The sequence below is a fragment of the Lacihabitans sp. LS3-19 genome (genome assembly GCF_024343575.1).
Lineage (GTDB): Bacteria > Bacteroidota > Bacteroidia > Cytophagales > Spirosomataceae > Leadbetterella.
Genome location: NZ_RJUA01000120.1, coordinates 13,764 through 32,052, shown reverse-complemented (window position 1 = coordinate 32,052; position 18,289 = coordinate 13,764). Strand labels below are relative to the sequence as shown.

The following is an 18,289-nucleotide window of genomic DNA, read 5'->3' as shown; positions in this document are numbered from 1 at the left end:
AGTTAGGCCTTTGATCAGGAAAAAGAAAAAACCTGCCCAGCCGAGCTTTTTTAAATAGCTGATTATTTTTTCCTTTTTTACCATCTTATGTTGAAACAATTAAAATACCTAAAAAGTTGTAGTATTTACCTTCCTTTTGCGGTATTCATTGACTAACAACCTGTTAAGCTGTCGAGAAAGATATGCAGAACCTGCCCCTATCACCGCCCCTGCCAAAACATCAGACGGATAATGTGCTCCTAAATGTAAACGCGAATAAGCAATTCCGCTAGCATAAATTGCCGAAGGTGCGATTACATACCATTTTGGATAACTCAATGATAATGACGTTGCAGCAGAAAAAGCTAAAGCAGTACTTCCTGATGGAAACGATCCGTCGGTTACCACTTCATAATTTTGAATTACTGGATATGTAACATACGGTCGGGGTCTATTTACAGCTTTTTTTAGGATATAGGCTACGCCATAGGTTCCAAAAGTAGCCACGGCGGCATTATATCCTTCTTTTTTAATGCTAGCGTCTTTTTTTAAATATCCAACAGCTAAAAGTGTCAAAGGTGTGCCCATTGCCACAAAATCAGAAGTGTTCGTAAGAAACTGCATTTGCGGATCATACGAGGCCATACGATTTAGGTTAATTTTTCGTAAAGCCCTAAAATCAAAATTTTGGCCAAAACCTTGTTGAAAAACTAGTAAAAAAAATATTGCTTTGAGTATTTTCATCAATTTAAGAATCCCTCTTTTTTCATAGATTCAATCAATTGTGATTTCAGACCATCTGTGGCTTTTACCAATGGTAATCTTACTCTACCATCACATATTCCACGGATTTCGCAAACCATTTTGATGCCAACAGGATTAGATTCGACGTACAATAAGGTGTCAAAATCTAAGAAACGTTCTTGAATTTTCGAGGCCGTTTTGAAGTCACCTTCTAAAGCCGCATGTGTCATTTCTGCAAATTCTTTTGGAAAGCCATTGGCAATCACTGAAATAACACCTCTGTAACCCAAACTGATTTGTGGTGTTACTAAATTATCATCGCCAGAAACCAAAAGAAAATCGCTTGGTAGTTTTTTAGATAACTCAAGTGCTATTTCCATACTACAAGACGCATCTTTTAAACCAATAATATTTGGATGCTTACAAAGCTCCAAAATCGTGCTCACATTCATGGAAGTCACTGTTCTTCCAGGCACATTGTACAATATTATAGGAAGTGGAGAAGCATCCGCTATCGCCGTAAAATGGGCAATGATACCAGCTTGAGAAGGTTTTACATAATATGGACAAACTGAAAGAATAGCCACAACACCTGACAAGTCATTGTTTTTCAGTCTGTTTATAACATCTGCAGTATTGTTTGACCCGATACCATAAACTATAGGTAGATTTTTTGAATTGTTCTTTTTTACAAAATCCAAAATCGCAAGTTTTTCATCTGGTGTAGTAGTGGCCGATTCGCCAGTTGTACCGTTAACTACCAAATAATCCGTGCCATTTTCCGAATTAAAATCTATCAGCTTTTTTAATCCAGCAAAATCTATTGTGTTATCTTCATTAAAAGGGGTTATCAATGCCACCCCTACTCCTTTAAGGCGATGTTCCATCCGTTATATTTTTTTGCAAAAATAAGGATTTTTTTAAAACGATAGTGAAGAATAGTTTTTAAGGCTGTTGATTGTACAAATTTGTTGAAAGTATTAAATATATTTGTTGAGAAAGTGAAAATTTGAGCGAAAAATCAATAAAACCCAAATGTCAGAAAACTTAAAAATCCTAATTGTAGAAGACCATAAAATTTTATGTGAAAGTTTGGCACTGTTGGTAGGAACTATTGACGGAGTAGAGGTTATTGGAAAAACAGCGAATGGAAGAGATGCTCTATTATTTTTGGAAAAACAGCAACCTGATATTATCATGACGGACATTGGAATGCCCATAATGAATGGTATTGAATTAACCATAAAAGTGAAGGCAGGCTATCCAAAAATTAAGATTTTAGTTCTTTCGGTATCAGAAGAAGGTGAAACAATTAAGGACGCTCTTCGTGCAGGAGCCAATGGCTACATATTTAAAAGTGCTGAAAAAGAGGAGCTTGAGACGGCAATAAGAAATTTGGCCATTGGGAAAAGGTACTACAATGACCTCGCAATGGATAAATTGGCCGAAATCCAGACCGAAGAAATGGCTGACGAACTGCCTAAAGTGGAGCTTTCGCAAAGAGAAATAGAGGTTTTAAAACTCATTGTTGCTGAAATGTCAGGAACTGAAATTGCCGAAAAACTTTTCATTAGCCCGAGTACTGTAGAAACACACCGAAAACATTTGTTCCAAAAAATCGGCGTAAATTCATCAGTAGGACTCGTGAAATTTGCCATAAAGTTTGGAATTATTTAAAAATCCTCAAATTTGGGGATTGACTCAGAAAAGCAGTTTAATCAATTTTGTATAAAAAAATGTATGAAAGCAATGAAAAATGAGTATTACTATTTACAATTAGAAGGAGATTATTATTATGGCCAAGGTGATAAAAAAATCACTTTTTTAATCAACAATAAAGTGTTCCAAACGTCCAAGAGCAATGTTATTTATGTAACGGAAAAAGACAAGCAGGGAAATTTTACCTTTTTAATGAAATTTACGAAATATGAATTGGCAAGAATGACTAAAGCAACAAATGTCATATTTGATATAAGACCAGGGTTTGGAACAGAGTTTGTAAAACCTAAAAATCCATATCCACCTTCAACAATATCTATCAGACAGGCGGTTAGGGTTTTTCGTGGATAAAATTAAGCAGGTACATGAATTTTTATTTGTGTACCTGCTTCCGGTTTTGAATCTATTTTTAAAGTGCCATTTATTGCCTCTATTCTATTTTTAACGTTTTTCAAACCGTTGCCCGACACTTCTTGGATGGAAAATCCTTTTCCATTGTCAGATATAATTAATTCAGCAATATTAGTAGTTTCGGATAAAGAAATTTTTACTTTTGAAGCCTCTGAATGCTTTATAATATTGTTTATTAATTCCATGCAAACACTATAAAGGTTAAATTCGATCTTCGTATCAAACCTTTGATTTGTTGTATTTTCAAATTCGATTTTAAGGTTTCCAGCTCTATTTATTTTTTCGAAAACATTCTGCAAAGTACCCGCCAAACCTAAGGTTTCTAATTCCTCTGGTAGAATGTTATGCGAAATGTTCCTAACTTCCCGATAGGCATTGCTCATCATTTCCTGAACACCTTTGTAAATGTGCTTTTCTGAATCGTTAAAACCTTGGGTATTAATAGCACTCAAACTCATTTTTAAGGCTGATAATAAACTACTTAAATTATCATGTAATTCGCTTGCTACTCTTTTTCTTTCAATATTCTGACCTTTAAAGAGAGCTTGACTTATTTCTTCATTTTTTCTAATCAAAACTCTATTTGCTTCTGCTATTTCTGAGGTTCGTTCTTCAATTTTTGTTTCTAAATTCTTATTCATTTTTTTCAATTGTAAACGATTGAAAATCAAAAAGCTAGCAATCAATATCACTAATAGCGAAATAGAAATAAAGAGGTTTCTATTTCTATGTAAAATAAGATTCTCATTATCTTTTTTTAACAATTCTACTTTTTGGCTACTAATCTGGGCCTCTTTAAGCGTATTGTCATATTCCAGTTTTAAGGAATTTATTCTCTTTTCAAAATCTTCTTGATTAAGACTATCTTTGAGGGCAATATACTTTTCAAAAAAGCTTAAAGCCAAATTCTTGTTTTTCAGAGCTTTATGATTTTTAAATAACAAAAAATTGGCTTTTGAAATAATCTCTGGAGAATTACTAATACTTCCGTGATTCAATGCCTCTTCTGCATTTTTAATAGACTTTTTAAACTGATTTTCTAAAAAAAGCACTTCTGAAATATCTACTTTAAGATTTCCTAAGGAATATTGATGATTTTCTGATTTATGAAGATTTAAACTCTTGTCAAAAAGAAGCAAGGCTTCTTCATTTTTATTTTGTTTGGAGAGTGCTAATGCCAAATTATGATAGGATAGGCCTTGAAAATGAGCGTCATTCATAACAGATGACAATTCTAATGCTTTTCTATAATTGGATTCGGCCTCTTTTAATTCCTTTAATTCTAAAAATAAGTTTCCTAAAGCAGTAAGATTGGCAAATTGCTCAAATTGATCCTTAAATTTTATAGAATTTATGTACGCTTTAAAAATTAAATCCTTGGCCTTTTCATACTGTTTTAGACTTAAGTAGGATTCGCCTAAAACCCTTTCGATCGGATATGAAAGTTCAGGTCTTTTGTTTTTTTCGGCCAACATAAGAGCTTGGTAATTTATCTCGATTGCCTTAAAAACCAAACCTTTTGTATTGTAAGCAAAAGCCAAAGATGAATAAAGGCCGATTTCGCTACCCAGCCATTTGTTTTTTTTAGCAATATTTATTGATTTTTCTATAAAATAAATACTCGAATCAAGATTTGTATTTGCGTAATAATCTATAAAGTATTTTGAATTTACTAAAAAAAACAAAGAATCATTTTTCTCAATTTCGGGCAATAGCACTCTCAAGCTATCAATTGTCTTTTTTGATTGAGCTAAAATTTGAGTATTCCAAAATGAAAATACCAAAAAAAACAAAATTTTAACCTTCACAATATTTGAATTTGGTAATGATAATACTGAGAACCTAATAATATCCCCTAATTTAAGGATGCCAAATCCCTAATAAGAAGGATTTTCTAAGATTTAAGGCTTATGCAATTTTGTAATATTATTTCGATTACAAAACAAAATTGTATTAAATCATGAAAAAAATTATTTATTTCTTAACAATGTTATTTCTATCGATGGGTGTCTTTGCTCAGAGTTTTGAAATCACGCCAAATAGTTCGAGCTTAAATTCCACCACGGGAAATAATAGCTTAATCAGATCAAATGATATAAATATCGGAATTTCAGGCAGACGATTTAGAGGAACTTTAGCTGCTCCAACTACGCCTTTGCTAAATGATTATTTATTTTCATTAAATGGTGGTGGAAATTATACCTCATCTAATCATTCAGATCAAGCTTCTATTAGGTTTCAAGCCACCGAAAATTGGGGATTTTCAAATAATGGCACAAAAATTTCATTTTGGAACACACCAAACGGATCGTTCAGTTTAAATGAAAGAATGGTTATTAATCATGATGGAAATGTAGGAGTGGGAATCTCGAGCCCAAGTTCACTTTTTCATTTACATGAAAAACAAGCTTCTACCGTTGCTAATTTCCAAATAACAAATCCCGACGCTGGAACTACCGCAAGTGACGGCCTAAACCTTAGCTTAAACTACAATAGTTTATTCTTTCCTAAATCTGCTCAAATCATGAACAGAGAAAACGGGGAATTACAGTTTGGTGCAAATAATACGGTACATTTAGCAATGACTCCTACTGGAAATATTAGAATAGGAGCTTTAATACCACAAAGCGGCAAAATGGTAATTGAAGGAAATAGCTCCTGCTGTGCAGGCAGTCCTTCATCTACCCTAACATTACATGAAAGTGAAGCTGTAGATGGCTCAAGACTTAGATTCACTAATGTTAACTCTACTCAAACTAGCAGATTTTGGGATATTTACGGTTATTCTGCTGGTTCAGGAAGTGATGCGAATGCAACAATGACCTTTTATTATGGTGGAACAGGTCAAAACACTTTAAATCTTAAAGGTGATGGAAAAGTGGGAATAGGAACAAGCTCACCTGGGGCTACATTGGAAGTTAATGGATTTACCAAATTAGGTTCGGATGCACCTAAAATCAAAGTAAAAAAACTTATTGGCACCACAGCTTCCACTCAAGGAGGAAGTGTTACTATTGCACATGGAGTTACTTCCTCTAAAATCATATCAATCAGTGCTTTGGTTAGATTCAACGGTTCTGCTGCAGATGCTTGGGTAGGCAATGGTTATACTGGAGCTCCTGGTTTTGAGTTTTCCTATTTGTATGATGGAAGTTTTGTATATATAGTTAATACTTCTGGAAACAGTACTAGTATATTAAGTAAAGATATTAAAGTAGTTATCACTTACGAAGAGTAAAAAACATAAGCTATGGAAACCATAAAATACATAGAGAACTGCCCGCAAGTGCATGTGGGCAGTAGAAAATACCTCGCTCCGAATGAGATTTTACACCTAGAATCAGACTTAAATTATACCCAAATTCTTATGTCTAATGGCAAGAAAATACTGAGTTCTACTACACTCAAAATCATCGAAAATCGGTTGTTGCCATTCAAGAATTTTGTAAGAATCAACCGCCAGAGTATAGTAAATATTGATTTGGTGGTGAGGATTGAGAATAATACCTGTGTTCTTCCCAATCAAATCAAAATAGCTTTTTCAAGAAGAAAAGGGAAATTGTTTTTTGGCTGAGAATAGCCTAAGGAATAAAAAAAAGCAGCATTTCCCATATCGAAATGCTGCTTTTAAATATAATGAATCCACATCAATCCTTATAAACCAGACAAACCGCATGAGCCTCTAAACCTTCTTTATTACCCACAAATCCCATGGTTTCGGATGTAGTGGCTTTGATGGAGACATCGCCTGGCTCAATGTTGCAACAATTAGCTATAGCGATTTTCATTTCAGGAATGTACTTACCGATTTTGGGTTCTTCTAAAATAAGCGTGCTATCAATGTTACCAATTTTGTAACCCTTGTCCCCTATCATTTCTGTTACTTTGGTCAAAAAAACTTTGCTATCCATTCCTCTCCATTGCGGATCGGTGTTTTTGAAATGTTTGCCAATATCTCCAAGAGAAAGTGCACCCAATAAGGCATCGCATATAGCATGAAGTAGCACATCGGCATCAGAATGTCCCATAGAACCCACATTATGAGGTATTTTAATACCACCCAAGCTCAACTCATATCCTTCTGCCAACTGATGCACATCGTAGCCATGCCCTATTCTGAATTTCATTTTGTGTTTTTTTATCGTAAAATTAGGTATAAATTTACACCAAATAAAAGCATTTAATGATTCAATACCAATATTTCGAACTTAACAACGGCCTTAAAGTTTACGTACATGAAGATAAAACTAGCCCAATTGCAGCCTTTAACATTTGTTATAACGTAGGCTCACGGGACGAAAACCCTAATAAAACTGGCTTTGCACACTTGTTTGAGCATTTGATGTTTGGAGGTTCCAAAAATATTCCATCCTATGATGAGCCTCTTCAGAAAGTGGGAGGTGAAAACAATGCTTTTACTTCGCCAGATATAACAAATTATTATATTACACTGCCAGTCGAAAACCTAGAAACCGCCTTTTGGCTAGAATCAGATCGAATGTTGAGTTTGTCATTTGACCCAAAGGTTTTAGAAGTACAGCGTAGTGTAGTTATTGAAGAGTTTAAGCAAAGATATCTCAATCAACCTTACGGCGATGTTTGGTTAAAATTACGACCCGTAGCATATTCGGCTCATCCGTACCAATGGGCAACGATTGGCAAGGAAATCAGTCATATAGAAAACGCAACCATGCAAGATGTCAAAGATTTCTTTTACAGCCATTACCTACCTAATAATGCCACTTTGGTAGTTGGTGGAAATGTGAGTGTGTCGCAAATTGAAAAATTAGCAAAAAAATGGTTTGGAGATATCCCAGCCGGAAAAATAGCTCAGAGGAATTTACCAAAAGAGCCTTTACAATCTCTTGAACGAAGGTTAGAAACTACAGCAAAAGTTCCTTTAAATGCTATCTATAAGGCCTTCCACATGCCTGGTCGATACGAAAATGGCTTTTATGAGGCAGATTTATTGGGAGATGTTTTAGGAAGGGGAAAATCGGCCCGTTTTCATCAAAAATTGGTAAAAGAGCATAAATTATTTAACAATATTTCCGCTTACGTAACGAGTTCTTTAGATCCAGGATTACTGGTGGTAAGTGGTAATTTAAATCAAAATGTGAATTTCACAGAAGCTGAAGCAGCCATTGGTGAAGTTTTGGATGAAATTAAAAATACCGATATCTCTGATATTGAGCTAGATAAAGTAAAAAACCAAGCTTATTCTACTATTGCGTTTGGAGAAGTAGAATTGTTGAATAGAGTGATGAACATTGCTTTTGCGGCCAACGCTGGAGATGTAAACTATTGCAACCAAGACAAAGAAAAGATTCAGAACGTAAGTAAAGAAAATATTCTTACTCAAGCCAAAGAAATATTGAAAAATGAAAATTGTAATACTTTGATTTATGCTGCCGAATAAGGCATGTTTTTTGTAGATATTATTAAAAGATAATTGGCTTAGTAATACCCATAAAAATGAATACAAGCTTCCATGCTGTAATGAAGAAAAAATCTGACAAAGAATTAATTTCTTTGGTTTTTGTAAATAGTAAAGATTACCAAAAAGAGGCTGTAGAAGCAGCTCAATTAGAGCTTAAAACGCGAAATGTCAGTTTAGTTCGAAAAGAAGAAATCATAACTGATGCAATTGAAGAGGCAGAATTTTATGAAAAAAAAGCGGAATTGAAGCTCTCATTGGGATGGAAAATCCTTTGCTTTTTTCTTCCTGGTTTTATAACCATTTTGATCATCATTATAGATTTTAGTCAAGGCTATGACAAGCGTTCAATGCAAGCCATGACTTGGACAGCTTGGGGTGTTACTTTTTATTTTTCTTTGGGATTTATAGGTTTTTTATTAGACTTAAATTGGTAAACTTTGATTGGCTTAGACTTGGTATTATTTTTCGATAAATCCGCTTAAATAAAGAGCTTTGGGCTCATTTAGCCCCTCCTTCAATTTTGTAAACCCAAGCATAATCACAAGGAATTGACTTTGGATTTACATTTGGAGATTTTATTACAACTTCTCCATTTTTAAACTTCCAACTAACTTTTCCATCAAATCCAATCATTTCTATATCAGAAGGTTGTGCAATATTTGGAATTTTTATTTCATCTTTCCAATCCGTGACAATCAAGTATAAATCATTTCCTTTTGTTGTGAAATAATTCTTGTTTTCGTCCGAACTTTTTGTCCATTTCCTGGTACCATATATCGCTTCTCCATTTACTTTTAACCAAGTTCCAATCTCATTTAATCTCTCTTGCATAATTACCGGAATCGTACCATCTGCCGCAGGACCAATATTTAACAAAAGATTGCCCCCTTTCGATACGATATCGATTAATTGATGAACCAATTGCTCGCCGGTTTGGTATTTTTCTAAGTTTTCATTTCTATTATATCCAAACGAATCTCCCATGCCGCGACACTCCTCCCAAGGTCTGGCAAATCCATTTAGTTTTTCCGAATTATCATCTCCTCCGTGCCCATATTCTGATGTTAGAAAACTCCCGTGTTTGGCTTTGGTATCATTGCCCCATCGGTCGTTCACGACAATATTATTTTTAACTGGAGATTCGTTGTAAAGCCACGCTAAAAACTCCTCACTTTTCCAGTCTTTGGCTTTATGATCCCATTCGCCATCCGTCCAAAGAATATCTGGCTGATAGTTACTAACCAAATCACGCATCTGAGGCAGCATGTGTTCGTCTACATAACGCTTTAAATCAGTCTTATAGGTTGGATTGTACCACTCATATAAAGAATAGTAATAGCCCATTTTTAGGTTTCTTTCTTTAACAGCCTTGCCTAAATCTCCCACCAAATCTCTATTGGGTCCAATGTCCACAGCGTTCCAATTCCAAGATTCCTTGCTTGGCCACAAGGTAAATCCTTCATGGTGTTTGGATGTTAAGACCACATATTTCGCCCCTGCATTTTCAAATATTTTTGCCCAAACATCAGGTTGAAATAGCTCAGCTTTGAAATCTTTCGCAAATTCTTGATAGGTTTTATTCCCGAAGTTTTTTTGATGAAAATCCGTAAACTCTTTATGAATTTTAAGTTTTGGGGTAAATAGTCTTTGCCAATACCATTCCGCATAACCGCTTCCAAAGCCATCCGCATTGGAGTTTGTGGCCCATGCTGGCACAGAATAAACGCCCCAGTGTATAAATATTCCAAATTTTGCATCTTCAAACCAAGTGGGTGTTTGTCTCTTGTCTAGACTTTCCCAATTTGCTTGATATTGAGCTTGAAGATTTACTGAAAAAGTTAAAATAAGGAAGTAAAGAGCTAGTTTTTTCATTAAATTTTAGATTTGTATTTTAAAAATGATAGATATCTACCTTTTTAAATTGCTGTCCTTTTTATTTAAATTGATTCTTAAAAATAACATTTTTCTCCTATTTTTACAAAAAATATTCAACCAAAATGCGATTAATAACTATTGTTTTTTTCTTAAGTTCAACTGTTGCTTTTTCTCAAGAAAAACTTTCCCTAAAAAGTAAATTTGCCAATGATTTTAAAATTGGAGCAGCGGTAAATCCTGCCATTGTAAATGGACAAAATAAAATATCGCAGGACATTGTTATTGAACACTTTAATAGCATTACGGTAGAAAATGTAATGAAAACCGAAGTTGTAAATCCAAAACCAGGTGAATACGATTGGACTGCTGCTGACGAATATGTGGCTTTTGGAAAAAAACACAATATGTTTGTGATTGGGCACACTTTGGTTTGGCATAATCAAACGCCCGATTGGTTTTTCTTTGATGAAAAAGGAAATAAAAAACCGAAAGATGCAGTAAAACAGAGATTGCATGATCATATCAAAACTGTGGCTGGGAGATATTCAGGTAAGGTACAAGCATGGGATGTAGTAAACGAGGTGATTGACGATGATGGAACTTACAGATCAACCAAATGGGTTGAAGGTGTCGGTGGCGGAGACGAATTGGTGAGGTTGTCTTTTAAATATGCAGCACAATATGCCCCAAATACTGAATTGTACTACAACGATTTTAATGCTTGGAGGCCAGAAAAAGTAAAAGGCATAGTGCGTTTGGTGAAAATGCTTAAGAAAGAAGGAATTAGGATTGATGGTGTTGGCATACAAGGGCACTGGGGTTTAAATTACCCTAATAATCAATACATAAAAGATGCGATAGACGCTTATGCGGCCTGTGGCGTAAAAGTTATGATTACAGAGCTAGATGTAGATGTGCTTCCTGTTACGCGTGAAGGACAGATAATAGGTCAGGCTTTTTTGCATAAGCAGTTTCAGAATGAAGAATTTAAAGAATATCTCGACCCTTATCAAAACGGTTTACCTGCAGATATTCTACAACAACTATCTGATCGTTACAAAGAATTGTTTGAGATTTTTTATAGCAAAAAAGATAAAATAGACCGAGTAACACTTTGGGGTGTTCAAGACCAAATGTCTTGGAAAAACGGCTATCCTATTCCCGGCCGTACCAATTATCCATTGCTTTGGGATAGAGAAGGTAAGGCTAAACCTGTTTTGGATGTGTTATTGAAGTCAGAATTTTGATTTTTTTAACCTCCCCTGGACAATCTCCAGAAGAGAGGGAGGATTATCACTTAACCTCACCCCAACCCTCTCCACAGGAGAGGGAGGGAAATCACTTAATCTCATTGCGGACCCTCTTCAAAGGAGATTGTCTGTTTTACCTCACCCCGGCCCTCTCCAAAGGAGAGGGAGTTTTAGGATGTCGGTTATTTTTTGGCTTTAGTTAAAATAACTTTTGGCTTTTATAACTTTTCCGTTTCCTGGAGCGGTAGTTACCGAAAAAACAAAACCTGGGTTTATAGCAAAAGCACCGTACTCACCATATTTGTTTAAAGCAATAAAACCTACTTGGAATTCTTCTTTTGCTTTTTTAGGATTAATTTTCACTAATCTTTCTATGGCCATTTTGCAAGCCATTTCTGGAGATTTACCTTGACGCATAAACTCCACTACCAAATGTGAACCCGCAATTCTTACTACTTCTTCGCCTTGACCAGAGGATGTGCAAGCACCAACTTCGTTGTCTACATATAATCCAGCACCAATAATTGGTGAATCCCCTACTCTGCCACGCATTTTAAAACCCATTCCAGAAGTAGTACAAGCACCTGAAAGATTCCCAGAATTGTCCAAAGCCAACAATGCCATGGTATCATGATTGAAGTCTCCATTCTCTAACATTTGTGGAGCAAACGGTCCGCTTCCTTTCTGAAATGCTTTGTTTTGCTGCAATTCAATATTCTTAACTGGCTTGTATTCAGATTTTTTTAGCCAATTGTCGTACGCTTTTTGTGCATCTTTTGACAATACATCGGGTTCTGCCACAAATCCTTTTTCTATCGCAAATTGTCTTGCTCCATCACCTACCAAAAGCACATGCGGCGTATCTTCCATTACTTTTCTAGCCACTGATATTGGATGTTTGATATTTTCCATAAAAGCCACCCCACCACAATTCATCTTGTCATCCATTATACTTGCGTCTAATGTAACTCGCCCTTCTCTGTCTGGATTTCCACCCAAACCTACACAGCAGTTTATGGTATCTTCAATATTGTTGGCTCCTTTTTCAACTGCATCCAATGCTCTTCCATTTGTGTTTTTCAAAACCTCCATTGCAGCCTCATTTACTGGAATCCCACTATCCCAAGTAGATATTACAATTGGTTTTTTCTTCACCTTTGGTGCCGCAAAACTCTTCGAAAATGACATTGTAGCTAAGCCTAAAAGGCTTCTATTCAAAAACTTTCTTCTGTTATTCATTTTTTATTAATTATCAATTCTTCCAATTTCTCTTCTATTTTTTCCTTCTTTTTGGGTCAATGCATCGCCCAAATCTTCTCTTGCATTGTCCGCAATTTCATTTAATTGTTTTGTAATTTCCGGATAGTCAAACATTAGATTATACCTTTCGCCCGGGTCTCTTCTTAAATCATACAATCCTCCGGCAAAACTATGATTTTCATTGGCACCTCCAGGCATTCCGTCTTTTCCAGGTGAAAAACCCTCATAAGTACGACCAGGATGTGGAAATACCAATTTCCAATCGCCGTGTCTTACTGCTTCCAAATTATTTCTACGGTAATAATACAAAAAAGTTTCGCGTGGTTTAGCATCTGTTTTCCCATTTAAAACCTCCATTAAACTCAAACCATCTATTCGTCTTTTGGGCATTTTTGCCCCTGTAGCATCTACTATTGTGGGCAAAATATCGATAGCTGATGAAAGACTACTACTCACCAATCCACTAGGAATTTTTCCTTTCCACGACATCAAACATGGCACTTTTTGTCCTCCATCGTAGGTTGAGCCTTTGCCTTCTCTCAAGCCTCCTGTGGAGCCAGCATGATTGCCATAATTAAACCATGGTCCATTATCACTTGTTACAATTACTAAGGTATTTTCATCTAATTTTAGTTTTTTCAAAGTCTCTCTAACCTGTCCTAAACTCCAGTCAATTTCCATAATCACATCGCCATAAAGACCTTGTTTTGATTTTCCTTTAAACTTTGACGAAACACCCAAAGGCACATGTGGCATAGGATGAGCCAAATAAACAAAGAAAGGTTGATCTTTTTTTCTGGTAATAAAATCTACAGTTTTCTCTGTAAACCATGTCGTAAACTGGGTATTGTCAGGGTTAGTTTCAATGGTTTCTAAATTTTGGATCAATGGTAAAGCTGGATAATAATTCTTGTTTACGGGATGATTAGGCCACATATCATGAGAATATGGAATCCCGAAAAACTCATCAAAACCGTGATTTGTTGGTAAAAATTTAGGTAAATGACCCAAATGCCATTTTCCATAAGCCGCGGTGGCATATCCCTGATCTTTTAGTAATTCAGCGATGGTTTCTTCGTCAGAATTTATGCCAATCTTTGAAGTATGATCTATGGCTCCACTAAAACCCAATCTGTTTGGGTAGCAACCTGTTAAAAGTCCTGCTCTTGAGGCTGTACAAACTGCCTGTGGAGAATAAAACTGTGTAAAAGAGATACCTTCAGCCGCCATTTGGTCAAAATTTGGCGTGGTATAACCCTGTGCTCCGTATCTTGCAATATCCCCATAACCCATATCGTCTATGTAAATCAGAACTATGTTGGGTTTGGTAACTTTTGATTTATTAAAACTCATTGCCAATAGACCAAAAAGTGCGATTGCAAGAATTAGAAAGTGTTTGTTTTTCATATATCAATACCGTTTTCTTTTAAAATATTTCTAATTTCAGGTTGATTATCAAAGTCTTCATAAAACTCTTTTTGGTTTATTAATTCCTTTTTCAAAACCTCGATTCTCTTTTTGTATTTCTTGTTCGAGATTAAGTTATTGTTCTCTTTCGGGTCATTCTTTAAATCATAAAATTCCCAGCCAGGATGATATTTCATAGTACTTCGCTCTGTTGCAAGTCTATTTTGACCATAAAACAAAGCTAATTTATATCTGTCTGTTCTTATACCCAAATGTGCCGGACGCTCAGGTTCATTACTCCAATATCTATAATAAATGCTTTTCCTCCAATTTTCAGTGCTTGAATTCTTCAAATTATCTCTAAAACTTTTGCCTTGAAAACTCTCCGGAGCCTTTATTCCGGCAAAATCTAATAACAATGGAGCAAAATCTATATTCATAATTAAATCAGAATTGATACTGCCAGGTTTTATTTCTTTGGGATACGAAATTACAAAAGGCATCCTAAGGGATTCTTCATAAATAAATCGCTTATCAAAAAAGCCATGTTCGCCTAAAAAATAACCTTGATCGCTAGTATAAATTACTATTGTGTTTTCGGCAAGATTATTTTTCTCCAAATAGTCTAAAATTTTGCCAATATTCTCATCAATTGTAGCTGCAGCACGCAAATAATCCTTTAAAAATTCTTGATAAATCTTTATTCTTGCCTCTTCTTTACTTAAACCTGACAAAGTAAACTTATCACCTGGATAAGTATAACCTTTTAATTTTTCGAATCGTTTCCCAAGTAACTCCAGAGGCCAACCATCGTGCGTCCTTCCCGTAAAATTTGCACCAGTATCTAGCAAATTTTGAGGAATAGGCAATATCACATCTTTTAAAAAGTCTTTCTGCCTAGCTGGATAATCAAAGGGTTCGTGCGTAGCTTTAAAATGCGTACATAGAAAAAACGGCTGCGATTTATCTCTTTTATCTAACCAGTCCAAAGACAAATCTGTGATAACATCATCACAATACCCATTGATAACCTTTTCACCTTCTTTTCCTAAATCAAAATCCCCTTTTTTTATCATTAATGGATTGTGATATCTTCCTTGACCTGGCAAAATTGTATAATCGCCAAAACCCATCGGTTCGGCATTGAGATGCCATTTGCCAAAAAGTGCGGTTTTATAGCCATTTTCTTGTAATATTTTGGCAACTGTTATTTTTTCAGTTTCAAGTGAGCCACTTAAATCATAAACATTGTTTTTATGACTCATCTGGCCTGTTAAAATAGAAGCTCGACTTGGTGTGCAAATTGAATTGGTACAAAATACGTTTTGGAGTAATGCTCCATTGGCTGCCAATCTTTTAATGTTTTCGTTTTTTACATAATCTTTCAAAATCCCTCCATACAAGCCCCAAGCTTGTGAGGTATGATCGTCGGACATTATATAGATTATATTTGGCTTATTTTGAGCAAAAATAGGCAATTGCAAAAAAAATGAAATTGCGAAAAACCAAGATTTGGTATTTAAACATTTCAGAAAGAAGATCTCTTTCATTTTTTAATTTATTTAAAATAAAATCCCAAATTAATAATATTTTTTATTAAAGTAAATTATTCTGTTCACTTAATTGTTTTTTAATAGAATTAAACAAGATGGAATGCTTAAGCAAGCATAATATTTTTTGTAATTTTGTAATTGATTTTAACCAAAACACTAATATTTTGAACAAGAAAGTAATTTTAGCGATACTTGATGGTTGGGGAATACCAAAACCAGGTGAAGAGTGGAGATCAGCGATAGACGCTGCCAATGTGCCTTATTTTAGACATTTGATGGCGACTTATCCTAACAGTAAATTGGAAGCATGCGGTAGAGCTGTGGGTCTGCCAAATGGTCAAATGGGAAATTCTGAAGTGGGTCATACCAATTTGGGAGCAGGAAGAGTGGTTTTTCAAGAATTGGAAAAAATAAATGTAGCAGTAGAAGATGGTTTGCTAGCCAAAGAGCAAGTTTTGGTTGATGCCATAGCCTATGCAAAAGAAAATAATAAGAAATTCCATTTGATTGGCCTATGTTCGGATGGTGGTGTGCATTCACACATTGACCATTTGAAGGGATTATGTCATATCGTAGCTGATGGTGGCGTAAAAGACGTTTTTGTCCATGCTTTTATGGATGGCCGCGACTGTGACCCAAAATCTGGAAAGGCGTTTATTGAAGATTTACAAAATACATTGACACAAACTGGAGGCAAAATCGCTTCTTTGACAGGAAGATATTTTGCGATGGATCGTGACAAAAGATGGGATAGAGTAAAATTGGCCTATGATGCCATGGTAAAAGGAATTGGTGAAAGCACTATTTCTATTGATGAACTGTTGCCTACTATCCAAAATTCTTATGATGCAGATATTACTGACGAGTTTCTGAAACCAATTGTAATTACTGAAAATGGTAGTCCGGTTGGAAATATAGAATCTGGAGATGTTGTAATGTGCTTTAATTTCAGAACTGACCGCGGTAGAGAAATTACCGAAGTTTTGACACAGAAGGATTTTCCTGAGCAAGACATGAAGGCCTTGGATTTGTACTATATAACATTGACAAATTATGATGATACTTTCAAAAATGTGAAAGTGATTTATGACAAAGACAATTTGAACAATACGCTAGGTGAGGTTTTGGAAAAAGCGGGCAAAAAACAAATAAGAACAGCTGAAACAGAGAAATATCCGCATGTTACTTTCTTTTTCTCAGGTGGAAGAGAAACGCCTTTCGAAGGTGAATCTAGATTGCTTTCTCCATCTCCGAAAGATGTGGCCACGTATGATATGAAACCAGAAATGTCTGCGAATGATTTAGCTGACAATTTGGTTCCTGAATTGATCAAAGAAGATGTTGATTTTGTTTGTCTAAATTTCGCAAATCCAGACATGGTTGGGCATACTGGTGTTTTCTCGGCAGTTGTAAAAGCTGTTGAAACAGTTGATGCATGTCTAAAAAGAGTAGTAGAAGCTGGCCTAGAGCATGGATATACCACTTTGGTAATAGCAGACCATGGAAATTCTGATTATATGCTAAACGACGATAAATCAGTAAATACTGCTCACTCGCTTAATTTGGTACCGTTTATTGTGGTAGATAATGCATATTCTGGCCAACCAAAAGATGGAAAGCTGGGAGATATTGCACCTACTATTTTGAATATTATGGGAATAGATATTCCTGAAGAAATGACGGGTAATGTACTGATTTAAAGTATTCTAAATTTCTATTAAAAAAACTCTAATCTTAATGTTTAGAGTTTTTTTTGTTTTAAATCCCATTTTTAGAATTAATATATCTTACAATTTCAATAAGTTCTCCAGGTTCTTTCAGCGAAAGTTTATTCTTCTTGGCATAAGCTTTTGCAATTTCTTCATCTTGTCCAAAAATCTTAAAGTTTTTACCTACTCGTTGCATTTTCTCATGAAAATTGATGTAATAGTAAACTTTCTTTTTAAAATGACCTTCATATCCATCCCCATTGGCTTCATATCCTGTTATTACTCCATCTGAGGTTTTTCCTACATAATCACAGACATATTGACAAAACAACTCAGTTTCTCCTTCAACTAATTTTTCGTAATAAATATTACCCGCAGCCGCATATTGATTATTTACTTTTTTGAAAACATGACCATTGATTTCAAACTCAAAAGGCTTGATTTCAACAGCTTCTTTATCATTGGCATAGGTAAATAGAACCATATTTTTTACCAAATCGTACGCTATTACGCCATAAGCAGCGTTAGCATTATCCGTTAAAATTACTCTCCCTTTATACCAGCCATTTTGAAAATAAGGCGTACCTTGATAAACAAACTCTAGCTCATTTTGTACACTTTGTTTTAAGGAAGTATTGTTATATTTAGAAACTAGGACCGTGTCTTTCCCTCTAACTTCTATCCTGCTGCCAGTTGCAGCCGTAGTGACATTTTCGATAACAAATTGATAAGGAGCACTTTGAGAAAATGCTGAACAAAAGGAAGTCAATAGAATAAGTAATGTTTTTTTCATGCTATTTTCTATTTTTAATAAATGAAATTAGTGAATTTTAATTTAATATTCTAGAGTTAGCAAAGTTCTTATTTATAAATCTAAAAAAAAAACCGAACTTTTTCAGAGTTCGGTTTTATCTAACATCGTCTAATTCTTCTAGTTTACTA

17 protein-coding genes are annotated in these 18,289 nt (G+C 35.0%); 8 read left to right on the top strand and 9 right to left on the bottom strand.

Annotated elements, in window-relative coordinates; genetic code table 11:
• Positions 1–108 precede the first annotated feature (108 nt).
• A complete protein-coding gene (locus EGI22_RS17725) occupies positions 109–624 on the bottom strand; it encodes a phosphatase PAP2 family protein (RefSeq protein ID WP_255069773.1) in 516 nt (171 codons plus the stop codon).
• Between the two features lie 98 nt (positions 625–722).
• Positions 723–1,610 carry a 4-hydroxy-tetrahydrodipicolinate synthase gene (gene dapA, locus EGI22_RS17720; RefSeq protein ID WP_255069772.1) on the bottom strand — a complete coding sequence of 296 codons (888 nt, stop codon included), beginning with the start codon at positions 1,608–1,610 and terminating at the stop codon, positions 723–725.
• A gap of 148 nt (positions 1,611–1,758) precedes the next feature.
• On the opposite strand from dapA, the gene EGI22_RS17715 reads away from it, so the two are divergent.
• Both EGI22_RS17715 and EGI22_RS17710 read left to right on the top strand, forming a co-directional pair.
• The gene (locus EGI22_RS17715) at positions 1,759–2,400 is read left to right on the top strand and encodes a response regulator transcription factor (protein ID WP_255069771.1); all 642 of its coding nucleotides are present in this window, start codon (positions 1,759–1,761) and stop codon (positions 2,398–2,400) included.
• A 63-nt stretch (positions 2,401–2,463) separates the two neighbouring features.
• Complete coding sequence (locus tag EGI22_RS17710) at positions 2,464–2,793, top strand: hypothetical protein (RefSeq protein WP_255069770.1); 330 nt, start codon at positions 2,464–2,466, stop codon at positions 2,791–2,793.
• Positions 2,794–2,795: 2 nt separating this feature from the next.
• On the opposite strand, the gene EGI22_RS17705 is transcribed toward EGI22_RS17710, so the two are convergent.
• Complete coding sequence (locus EGI22_RS17705; RefSeq protein WP_255069769.1) at positions 2,796–4,661, bottom strand: tetratricopeptide repeat protein; 1,866 nt, start codon at positions 4,659–4,661, stop codon at positions 2,796–2,798.
• Positions 4,662–4,813: 152 nt separating this feature from the next.
• Between EGI22_RS17705 and EGI22_RS17700 the strand changes: the two genes are divergently transcribed.
• Positions 4,814–6,091, top strand: coding sequence for a hypothetical protein (locus EGI22_RS17700; protein WP_255069768.1), 1,278 nt, complete (start codon positions 4,814–4,816; stop codon positions 6,089–6,091).
• A 12-nt stretch (positions 6,092–6,103) separates the two neighbouring features.
• Positions 6,104–6,427, top strand: coding sequence for a LytTR family DNA-binding domain-containing protein (locus tag EGI22_RS17695; RefSeq protein WP_255069767.1), 324 nt, complete (start codon positions 6,104–6,106; stop codon positions 6,425–6,427).
• A gap of 73 nt (positions 6,428–6,500) precedes the next feature.
• Here EGI22_RS17695 and ispF read toward each other — a convergent pair whose 3' ends face one another.
• Complete coding sequence (gene ispF / locus EGI22_RS17690) at positions 6,501–6,980, bottom strand: 2-C-methyl-D-erythritol 2,4-cyclodiphosphate synthase (RefSeq protein WP_255069766.1); 480 nt, start codon at positions 6,978–6,980, stop codon at positions 6,501–6,503.
• Between the two features lie 56 nt (positions 6,981–7,036).
• Between ispF and EGI22_RS17685 the strand changes: the two genes are divergently transcribed.
• Together EGI22_RS17685 and EGI22_RS17680 are read left to right on the top strand one after the other, a co-directional pair.
• On the top strand, positions 7,037–8,272 hold the full coding sequence (locus EGI22_RS17685) for a pitrilysin family protein (RefSeq protein ID WP_255069765.1): 1,236 nt from the start codon (positions 7,037–7,039) through the stop codon (positions 8,270–8,272).
• A 56-nt stretch (positions 8,273–8,328) separates the two neighbouring features.
• Complete coding sequence (locus tag EGI22_RS17680; protein WP_255069764.1) at positions 8,329–8,727, top strand: hypothetical protein; 399 nt, start codon at positions 8,329–8,331, stop codon at positions 8,725–8,727.
• 64 nt (positions 8,728–8,791) lie between these two features.
• On the opposite strand, the gene EGI22_RS17675 is transcribed toward EGI22_RS17680, so the two are convergent.
• The gene (locus tag EGI22_RS17675) at positions 8,792–10,165 is read right to left on the bottom strand and encodes an alpha-L-fucosidase (RefSeq protein ID WP_255069763.1); all 1,374 of its coding nucleotides are present in this window, start codon (positions 10,163–10,165) and stop codon (positions 8,792–8,794) included.
• Between the two features lie 125 nt (positions 10,166–10,290).
• On the opposite strand from EGI22_RS17675, the gene EGI22_RS17670 reads away from it, so the two are divergent.
• Positions 10,291–11,415 carry an endo-1,4-beta-xylanase gene (locus tag EGI22_RS17670; RefSeq protein ID WP_255069761.1) on the top strand — a complete coding sequence of 375 codons (1,125 nt, stop codon included), beginning with the start codon at positions 10,291–10,293 and terminating at the stop codon, positions 11,413–11,415.
• A 198-nt stretch (positions 11,416–11,613) separates the two neighbouring features.
• Here EGI22_RS17670 and EGI22_RS17665 read toward each other — a convergent pair whose 3' ends face one another.
• From EGI22_RS17665 to EGI22_RS17655, 3 genes are read right to left on the bottom strand one after another with little or no spacing between them, the layout of a single operon-like run.
• Positions 11,614–12,657 carry a N(4)-(beta-N-acetylglucosaminyl)-L-asparaginase gene (locus EGI22_RS17665; RefSeq protein ID WP_255069760.1) on the bottom strand — a complete coding sequence of 348 codons (1,044 nt, stop codon included), beginning with the start codon at positions 12,655–12,657 and terminating at the stop codon, positions 11,614–11,616.
• Positions 12,658–12,663: 6 nt separating this feature from the next.
• On the bottom strand, positions 12,664–14,085 hold the full coding sequence (locus tag EGI22_RS17660) for a sulfatase (protein ID WP_255069759.1): 1,422 nt from the start codon (positions 14,083–14,085) through the stop codon (positions 12,664–12,666).
• Complete coding sequence (locus tag EGI22_RS17655; RefSeq protein ID WP_255069758.1) at positions 14,082–15,635, bottom strand: sulfatase; 1,554 nt, start codon at positions 15,633–15,635, stop codon at positions 14,082–14,084. The genes EGI22_RS17660 and EGI22_RS17655 overlap by 4 nt, the downstream gene beginning before the upstream one ends.
• Positions 15,636–15,802: 167 nt before the next feature.
• On the opposite strand from EGI22_RS17655, the gene gpmI reads away from it, so the two are divergent.
• Positions 15,803–17,338, top strand: coding sequence for a 2,3-bisphosphoglycerate-independent phosphoglycerate mutase (gpmI, locus tag EGI22_RS17650; protein ID WP_255069757.1), 1,536 nt, complete (start codon positions 15,803–15,805; stop codon positions 17,336–17,338).
• Positions 17,339–17,396: 58 nt separating this feature from the next.
• Here the strand turns inward: gpmI and EGI22_RS17645 are convergent, their stop codons facing one another.
• Entirely contained in the window at positions 17,397–18,140 is a 744-nt protein-coding gene (locus tag EGI22_RS17645) for a hypothetical protein (protein ID WP_255069756.1), read from the bottom strand.
• Positions 18,141–18,289: the final 149 nt, after the last annotated feature.